The organism is Streptomyces sp. rh34, from assembly GCF_002551245.1.
Taxonomy (GTDB): domain Bacteria; phylum Actinomycetota; class Actinomycetes; order Streptomycetales; family Streptomycetaceae; genus Streptomyces.
The window spans coordinates 1-6,662 of record NZ_NTGZ01000344.1 but is presented as its reverse complement, the minus strand read 5'-3'; the positions used below and the strand labels follow the sequence as shown (position 1 = coordinate 6,662).

Below are 6,662 nucleotides of genomic sequence, written 5' to 3'. Positions count from 1 at the left end.
AACAGCGGGCTGCCCTTCGTCATCGCCCTCAACGGCTTCGACGGACACCAGCCCTACACCCCCGACGAAGTACGCGAGGCACTCCAGATCGGGCCCGACACCCCGATTCTGACGACGGACGCCCGCCACCGCGCGGACGCCAAGAGCGCGCTCATCACCCTGGTCGAGCACGCCCTGATGGCGCGGCTGCGCTGAGGCTCCGGCACGTGACGTGGAAGGGCCCCGCACTCCTGAGGAGTGCGGGGCCCTTCCACGTGGGGCTCGCGGGTGGTCAGCCCTGCCAGCTGTGCGGTGCGCGGAAGCCCGGCGTGCGCTCCAGGCGGCGCCATCCGGCGGTGTCGCGGCCGCGGTGGGCGGGGGCGGCGGGCTGGGCGGCGGCGCGGGCCATCAGGACGGCGGTGATGGCCGCCAGCTCCTCGGGGTCGGCGTGACCCTTCTCGACGCGCAGGACGGACTCGGCGGACGTCAGGCTCATGGTGGGGTGTCTCCGTCTTCTCGGCAGGATGTCAAGGACCGTGCGGCGGATCGCGCCGCCGCGAGGAATGACTACTGCGGGGGGTTGCCGTGCTTGCGGGACGGCAGGTCGGCGTGCTTGTTGCGGAGCATGGCGAGCGAGGCGATGAGCACCTCGCGGGTCTCGGCGGGGTCGATGACGTCGTCGACGAGGCCACGCTCGGCCGCGTAGTAGGGGTGCATCAGCTCGGCCTTGTACTCCTTGACCATGCGGGTGCGCATGGCTTCGGGGTCCTCGGCGTCGGCGATCTGGCGGCGGAAGATGACGTTGGCCGCGCCCTCGGCGCCCATCACCGCGATCTCGTTGGTGGGCCAGGCGTAGGTGAGGTCGGCCCCGATGGACTGGGAGTCCATGACGATGTACGCGCCTCCGTAGGCCTTCCGCAGGATCAGCGAGATCCGCGGCACGGTGGCGTTGCAGTAGGCGTAGAGCAGCTTCGCTCCGTGGCGGATGATCCCACCGTGCTCCTGGTCCACGCCCGGCAGGAAGCCGGGAACGTCCAGAAGGGTGATGATCGGGATGTTGAAGGCGTCGCACATCTGGACGAAGCGTGCGGCCTTCTCGGAGGCCTCGATGTCCAGCACGCCCGCCAGCGCCTGCGGCTGGTTGGCGACGATGCCGACGACCTGGCCGTCCAGGCGGGCCATCGCGCAGATGATGTTGCGGGCCCAGCGCTCGTGGATCTCCAGGTAGTCGCCGTCGTCGACGAGCTCCTCGATCACCTTGTGCATGTCGTAGGGGCGGTTGCCGTCGGCCGGGACCAGGTCCAGCAGGACGTCGCCGCGCCGGTCGGCGGGGTCGTCGCTCGGAGCCGTCGGCGGGTTCTCGCGGTTGTTGGAGGGCAGCATCCCGATGAGGTAGCGGACCTCGGCGATGCAGGTCTCCTCGTCGTCGTACGCGAAGTGCGCGACGCCCGAGGTCTCGGCGTGCACATCCGCGCCACCGAGGCCGTTCTGCGTGATCTCCTCGCCGGTGACCGCCTTCACGACGTCCGGTCCGGTGATGAACATCTGCGAGGTCTCACGGACCATGAACACGAAGTCGGTGAGCGCCGGGCTGTAGGCCGCGCCGCCCGCGCACGGGCCGAGCATCACGCTGATCTGCGGGATCACACCGGACGCCCGGGTGTTGCGCTGGAAGATGCCGCCGTAGCCCGCGAGCGCCGAGACGCCCTCCTGGATACGGGCCCCGGCACCGTCGTTCAGGGAGACCAGCGGGGCCCCCGCCGAGATGGCCATGTCCATGATCTTGTGGATCTTCGTGGCGTGCGCCTCGCCCAGCGCCCCGCCGAAGATCCGGAAGTCGTGCGCGTAGACGAAGACCGTACGGCCCTCGACCGTGCCCCAGCCCGTGATGACACCGTCGGTGTACGGCTTCTTCGCCTCCAGGCCGAAGCCCGTCGCACGGTGCCGGCGCAGCTGCTCGACCTCCTTGAACGAACCCGGGTCCAGCAGCAGCTCGATCCGCTCGCGCGCGGTCAGCTTCCCCTTGGCGTGCTGCGCCTCGGTCGCCCGCTCGCTCGGTCCGCGCCGCGCCTGCTCGCGCAGGGCCAGCAGTTCGGCCACCCGGCCTCGGGCGTCGTTCGGCTCACCCTGGGTTTCGTCCACAACGGTCATGTACTGACCCTACGAACACCGACCCAGAAATCGTGCCGTCGACTCCGTACAGTCTCCTGCCCGGTTTCGTGGTGGGAGTGAACAGAACCGCGGCACCGTGCACGCGATCCACCAGCGAAACGCCGCGCCGCACTGTATGAACTCCACAAAGACGAGGATGTGCGCTGAGCCACAGGCGGGGGAACGGAACGTGAAGCCCGTCCGCCGGGCCCCGGCCTCCCCGAAGTATGCCGCAGGGCCCGCGCCCCACGCCGGAGGGGCGGCCCCGGTCCGCCGGCGCCGCCCCTCCCCGTATCGGCTCTCTGCGTCAACTCCCGCAGTGGAAGCGGGCATCGCCCCAGTCGGCGTGGTCGTTGCCGTTGCCGTCCCCGCCGTCCTGGACGACCAGCTCGACGTACTTCGCGCCGGAGACGTCGGCCGTGAGCTTCCAGGCAGGGTCGGCCGCCCCCAGCACGGGTGACGCCACCTTCTCCGCGCCGTCGGCGGTGACCGAGAACCGCACACTGCCGCGGGTGGCCTGGGCGTCGTCCACGCCCACCTCGGCGGTGAAGGAGGTGCACTTCCCGCCCAGGTAGTAGCGGATCCTCGCCGGGGCGTGCGTGCCCAGGCCCTTGGCGTAGACGACGCCGCCGATCTTCAGGGGGCCACCGTCACCGGCCCCGGACTCCCCGTTGGAACGGTCGCGCTCGACCGGGCCCCAGCCGTTCTGCGAGGCGGTCCAGTCGAGGTCGCCGGCCCAGCTGTCCACGGTGGGCGGCGGCGGGAGCGTGCGGACGGAGGTTCCCGCGCCGAGCGCCCTGGCCGCTCCCCCGACGGTGTACGTGGCCTCCGCGTCCAGCGTGTACGTGTCGTAGGGGGCGTCGACCGGCGGGGTAACCCGCCAGCTGCCGGTGGCCTTCGCGCCCGGGGCGACCGAGTCGAAGGCGACCGTGCCCACGGGCTCGGCCTTCCAGCCCTCGGGCACGGTCAGCGCGAGCTTCACGCCGGTGGCGGCGCTCGCCTCGTCGTTGCCGAAGGTCGCCTTCACCGTGTTCGGGACTCCCGGCTCCAGGGTCTCGGCGCCGGCGGCCACGTCGAGCGTGCCGCAGACGGCCTCCTGTCCGGCGGGGGCCGGTCCGAGGTCGGTCACGGTGAAGCCGTCGAGCACGAAGTCCGCGCCCTTGGGTGCTCCGGGCAGCTTGCGCAGCCCGGTCCAGGTGTCGCCGCAGCCCGCCGTGAGCGTCCGGCTGAACCGGCCGGTGGTGCGCTGCTGCCCGACCGGGGTGGCCCGGGTCTCGGTCGAGGAGGCCTTGCCGTCGGCGACCCGGTCGTAGCCCTCCACCCAGCTGTAGGCCCCGGCGTGGCTGGACTGGTAGTCGAACGCGACCTCGTACCGATGGCCGTCCTTCATCGGGACGGTCCAGGGGGCGGTGCGGTAGACGAGGCCGGTGTTCTCCTCGTGGGACTTCAGGGACTCCTTCCCGCCGAGCACGTCGTCGACGAGCTTCCCGTTCCAGCCGGACTGGGTGTACGGGGCGTGGAGCTGCGAGATGCTGGTGCGGGGGTCGGTGGAGCCGCCCGCATTGCCCTTGAGGAAGGGGCCCCAGCCCTGGTCGACGGCCTCGAAGTCCTCGTACGCCACCGCGCCGGCGCGGGTCGCGGGGGCGTTCTCGACGATCCGTACGTCGTCGGCGCGGACCTTCGCCGTGCTGCCTCCCGCCGCCTCGATGCGGAGGGTGGTGCGGCCGTCCGCCGGGGCGGTGAAGTTGACCTTGGCGCGCTGGAAGGACGTGCCGTGCCAGTCGGACGCGGCGACGAAGTCCTCGGCCGTGGAGCGTTCGACGGCCACCGACGCACCCCCGGCGCTCAGCACCGTACGGCGGCTCTCGCCGGGCTCGACCTCGATCAGGGCGGAGGCGGTGTAGCGCTTGCCCGGCTTGAGTCCGGTGACGGTCTGGGAGAGCGCGGCCGGGCCCGAACCGGAGAGTTCGGCGCTGTTGCGGCCCTGCTCGTCGGTGTCGCGGACGGCGGTGCCGGTCTTCTTCCAGCCCTTCAGGTCACGGTCGTTGAAGCCGGGGTCCTTCAGCCCGCTCCCCTTCCCCCAGGCGGCCGACGCCTCCTTCGGCGCACGGCCGGGGTAGAGGACGTAGGCCTGTCCGGCGGCGGCGGTCAGCGTGATCCGCCCGGCCTCGGGGCGGACGGTGGTGACCTTCTCCCGGCCGTTGTCGGTCAGCTTGTAGAGGGTGTACGCGCCCTTGCCTGGCACCTCCCAGGTGCTGGAGCCGCCGGTCTCGCTGTAGTGGTAGAGCTTCTTGCCGCCGTCCCACGGCAGCAGGTAGTCGGTGCCGCTGAGCACCTTGCGGCCCTGGTCGTAGAAGGTCCGCTTCCCGTCCTCGACCGTGCCGCGCACCCCGCCGGTGAAGGCGATGTCGTTGCCGTCCCAGCGGGTGATCCTCTGCTGCTGGAGGTACTTCGCGGGCAGGTTCTTCTGCCAGATGTTGGCGGTGAACGCGTTCCAGTCGGTCTCGCCGGTCCAGCCCTCGAAGTCCTCCAGAGCGGTCTGGCCGAGGACCGGGTGGTTGTTCCAGATGTCCTTCTCACCGTTGCGGATGAACCGGATGATCTGCGAGTTCAGGCCCTTGTTGGTGGCCCCGCCGTAGTTGAGGTCGTTGGCCCAGTGCGACCAGAGGGAGGCGCGCTCGAACTTGTCGGCCCACTCGGTGCCGACGGTCCAGCCCTGCTTCTGCACGGCCTGGATCGTCTTGTCGGCGATCCAGCCGTGGCTGTAGTAGACGTCGATGTAGAGGAAGTCGAGGTTCTCGTCGGTCTCGTCGCGCAGTTGCTGGAAGCGCTTCGCCAGGTCGCCGCTGTTGATGTCGCGGCGCTGGTCGATGTAGTAGCTCTGGTTGAGCCAGTTCCAGCCGGGCTTGGTCTTGTCGACGAGCTGCTCGGAGAAGGCGTTGGCCTCCGGGTAGGACTCGGTGGCGTTCACGTGGACACCGAAGTCGGCGCCCCACTTCTTCCCCTGCTTCAGCAGGGTGTTGAGGTCCTTCAGCCCCCCGGCCCGCTTGTTGTAGTTGCCGCCGTAGTCCGGGTGGGCGGAGTCGTGGCCCTCGGAGCCGTACCCCTTGAGGACGGCGAGCTGGCCGAGGCCGTCGGTGGCCTTCGAGATCCGCTTGACGTCGTCCAGGGTGCGCAGGAACGGGTGGGTGGCCTGGCTGGCGAAGTTGAACGGGATGTGGGTGACGACCCGCTTCGCGGTGTCCTCACTGCCGGGCGCGGTGATGCCGATGGCTCGGAAGGCGACGGCGCCGTCCTGCCAGTCGACGGCCTTGTCGCCGTTGGCGTCGGGGGTGACGACGACCTTGGCCCACGGCAGGTTCTCGCCGCTCTCGGGCTTCGGCGCGCCCTCGCCCCGGTAGGTCCACTGGCCGGACCAGACGCCGACCCGTACGCCGCCGCCCTCCTCGGCACGCGCCTGGTGCCAGAAGCGGGCGTCGTCGCCGCCGGTGGCTCCGGCGGGCTTGTCGTACGAGGAGTTGGACTCGATCGCCGCGGCGAGTGAGCCGTTGTTGAGGATCGCGTAACTGGCCCCGACGGGCGCGGTGTCGGGCTTCGTCTCCCCGGTGACCTCCGCGAAGACGTCGGCGGTGCGGGTGGAGTCCGGGTCGAGCTTCGTGAACGCGGTGGCGGCCCCGGGCTCGGCGGACCCGACCGAGATCAGGTCGTGCCCGGGGATGTCGATGGTCCCGACCCGGAACGCGGCGGTGTCGCGGCCGGCGGTCACCTTGAACGTGGTGGCCCGTCCGGAGACGGTGAGCGAGGCGTCGATCTCGACCCCCGGGAGGGAGTCGAAGGCGAGGGTGTAGCGGGCGGCGGAGCGGGTGACCTTCGGCTTGCCCTTGAGCTTCACCGGACGGGCGGTCCCGTTGAGGGTGACGGCGGTGACCGGCCGGACGCTGCCGAGCAGCCGTTCGCCGCTCGCCCGGTCGGTGTACGACAGGACGCGCGGGAAGTCGTCGGCGACGGCGACGGCGAGCCGGTCGGATCCGATGACGGCGGATCCACCGGACTCCGCCGCCCCGGCCGGGGAGGGGGACGGATCGGCGGCTGCGGCGGGGAGGGCGGTCCCCACGAGCGCCAGGACGGCTGCTGAGGCCGCGGCGACCAGGCCGGGGCGAGGGAATCTTGGCGACATGGCCCCTGAGTAGTCGCCGTGTCCGGACACCGTCAACGAACTTCGGCCCCGGGGGCCGACTCCGTCCAACAACCCCGGTGCGTTAGTCCAAGTCAGGGCGGTGCGGGGCCGGCCGTGAACGCGTTCACCTCTTGGCCGTCGGCGCCCCCGGGCGGTCACGGTTCGCACCCGCTCGGTTCCGGCAAGTACCGCTTCGAGGCGTCGAGTTGTGAAGACTCAGCATTTTTGAGAGCGCTCTCAGTCACATGTCTTGACGCTCGTTCCGGGCCTCGCGAGAGTGGTGCGCACCGCAGGCACCCCCACGGTCCTGTCCCTCCCCGCGCCACCCCCCACCACCTGTCTCTTATATACATCT

Annotated in this window: 3 protein-coding genes and 1 pseudogene; 1 reads left to right on the top strand and 3 read right to left on the bottom strand. The window is 70.8% G+C overall.

Translation table 11 applies throughout. The features are described 5' to 3' along the window. Positions 1 to 195, top strand: a pseudogene (locus CR470_RS34680) (ATP-binding protein); the annotation flags it as partial. A 76-nt stretch (positions 196 to 271) separates the two neighbouring features. On the opposite strand, the gene CR470_RS34675 reads toward CR470_RS34680, so the two are convergent. The 3 genes from CR470_RS34675 to CR470_RS34665 all read right to left on the bottom strand — a co-directional run bounded on the left by CR470_RS34675 (position 272) and on the right by CR470_RS34665 (position 6,307). After that, positions 272 to 475 (bottom strand): acyl-CoA carboxylase subunit epsilon, encoded by a 204-nt coding sequence (locus CR470_RS34675; RefSeq protein ID WP_030076048.1) that lies wholly within the window; start codon positions 473 to 475, stop codon positions 272 to 274. 71 nt (positions 476 to 546) lie between these two features. Beyond that, positions 547 to 2,130 (bottom strand): acyl-CoA carboxylase subunit beta, encoded by a 1,584-nt coding sequence (locus CR470_RS34670; RefSeq protein ID WP_097871408.1) that lies wholly within the window; start codon positions 2,128 to 2,130, stop codon positions 547 to 549. Positions 2,131 to 2,437: 307 nt separating this feature from the next. After that, the gene (locus tag CR470_RS34665; RefSeq protein ID WP_097871406.1) at positions 2,438 to 6,307 is read right to left on the bottom strand and encodes an endo-alpha-N-acetylgalactosaminidase family protein; all 3,870 of its coding nucleotides are present in this window, start codon (positions 6,305 to 6,307) and stop codon (positions 2,438 to 2,440) included. Positions 6,308 to 6,662: the final 355 nt, after the last annotated feature.